The sequence below is a fragment of the Alkalihalobacillus sp. MEB130 genome (assembly GCF_032335535.1).
Classification (GTDB): Bacteria; Bacillota; Bacilli; order Bacillales; family Bacillaceae_D; genus Halalkalibacter.
The window spans coordinates 1-1,915 of the sequence record NZ_JAOANA010000055.1 but is presented as its reverse complement, the minus strand read 5'-3'; the positions used below and the strand labels follow the sequence as shown (position 1 = coordinate 1,915).

Annotated in this window: 2 protein-coding genes; both read right to left on the bottom strand. The window is 35.5% G+C overall.

The genetic code is table 11. From position 1 onward, the window contains the following. Positions 1-60 precede the first annotated feature (60 nt). Positions 61-834, bottom strand: a complete 774-nt coding sequence (istB, locus tag N0O92_RS23655) for an IS21-like element helper ATPase IstB (RefSeq protein WP_315617490.1) — start codon at positions 832-834, stop codon at positions 61-63. Beyond that, a partial coding sequence (locus N0O92_RS23650; RefSeq protein WP_315617488.1) for an IS21 family transposase occupies positions 834-1,915 on the bottom strand: 1,082 nt, incomplete at its 5' end. The genes N0O92_RS23650 and istB, both read right to left, overlap by 1 nt.

Here is a 1,915-nt window from a genome sequence, read left to right as displayed (position 1 = left end):
TGTAACCGTCAAGTAGAATTAAACAATTTACCACAATTAATTTTAAACAGTTAATCACAATTAAGATTCAACAGGTGAGATATCAAACAACGCTTTTCTATATTTCATTCGAATACTGTCTGCTTCCTTATCGAAAGTTAGTATTTCACTTCTGTGTAGAAGCCTGTCTAATATTGCCGTTGTTAGAGTGGGGTCCCCTAAAAATTTGCCCCACTCACCTGGCCCTTTGTTTGAAGTTAAAATAAATGCTGCTTTATCATAAATTTCATAAATAAATTGAAAGAATAAATTTGCTTCTTGTGATTCGTAGGTCATATACATAACATCATCAATAATGATTAAATCTGAACCAATAATCCTGTTATAACGTATTTTAGACTTGTTTATATACTCCCTAGTTTTTAAGATATACATAAGTTGATTCATAGAAGTGAATGATACTTGATAGCCTCTTTCTACCGCGTGTATGCCCAATGCGATAGATAAGTGAGTCTTACCAGCCCCAGTGGGGCCCATCATAATTAACGTAAAGTATTCCTCAATCCAATTTAATTCCTTTAAAATGTTTAGCTGCTTTTCACCTACAGCTGATTGTTCTTTTAAGTCGTAAGTATCAAATGTCAGTTTATCGGGGAATTCAGCCCATTTCATGCGCTTTTCTGTATTCTTAATCTCCCTACAATTTATTTCATAACTTAGTAGCTCATGAACGAGCTCATGGTAAGTCCAATTTTTAGACTCTGCTTCTCTAAGGAATGCTGGTAATTCTTTTGCCGTCTCTGCGAGACGGAGAGTACGGCATTTGTCTTGTAAGACTTCAAATGGATGACTCATTATTTGTTACCTCCAGACAAGACTTTCAAATACACTTCGTCAGAGCGTTCTGGTGCCACAAGATCTTTATACTTTTGATTTGGCACTATAGCTTCAGGGATAGCTCTTTGGTGTTGTATAAATAGAGAATGTGCAACATCTCTGAAATCATTTGCACTAGTGAGCTGAAGTCTTATCATTTCTTGAACTGCAAGTTCGATATGATTAGGATATCTCTTAATCGTATTTTGAAGTATTTTTAACTGATCAATTAAATGACGTGGATACCGATCTTTCAATTGATCAATGAGCCATTGAATACCTTCTTTATCAATAAATATGTCTTCAATTTCTTTTATTAAGAGTTCTCTTTTTGATGATTTACTTTCACGGTGGAGTGGATCAGTTATAGTTTCACCTTTCCCTTTGAAAATAAGATGTTTAGCTAAAATATTACCTGTCTGTTTAAGACGAATATACACATATTTCTCGTCTGTTTGGACATATGCAATATTAGGTGCGTTAGGTCTAAACGTCCCTTTTGGGACGCTATACCGATTGCCATCAAATCGAATCACATTGTCCTTTTGAATGGTTCTTGTTATACTAGGTTCGAGAATATTCTCAAATATATAGGTACCAGAGACTTTCTTTAAGTGCTGCTTTTCCAGGGCGTGCACTTCTGAAGGTCTTTTTTTAGTATTATGATGAACCTTGTAATTACCTGTGCGTTTCAACCATGCGTGACTTGAAAGGTTCCAATCTGCCAAATTGTCATACACTCGATTTTTACTGAAGTTATTTTTAACAAATTTCACAACCTGTTCAATCTTCCCTTTAGATTCAGGATCACTCTTTCTACAAAGATAAATGTTGAATTGACGTGCTAGATGATACTTTGTGAATTCAGCTGTCATGATCAAGTCACCAGCATTTTCACTAACAGCTAGTAGCGCATCTTGATCGTATACCATCTCAAACGGTATCCCCTCAAAATAATGGAAAGCATTCTCATGCATTCTAATTACATCTGAGGTACGAAACGGTCGGTCAAGCCACTCCACGTACTTATAACGAGAATGGGCTAATACAAATGCAATAA

Coding starts and splice junctions, on each gene's coding strand:
- istB (WP_315617490.1), bottom strand. CDS start 834: ATGAGTCATCCATTTGAAGTCTTACAAGACAAATGCCGTACTCTCCGT.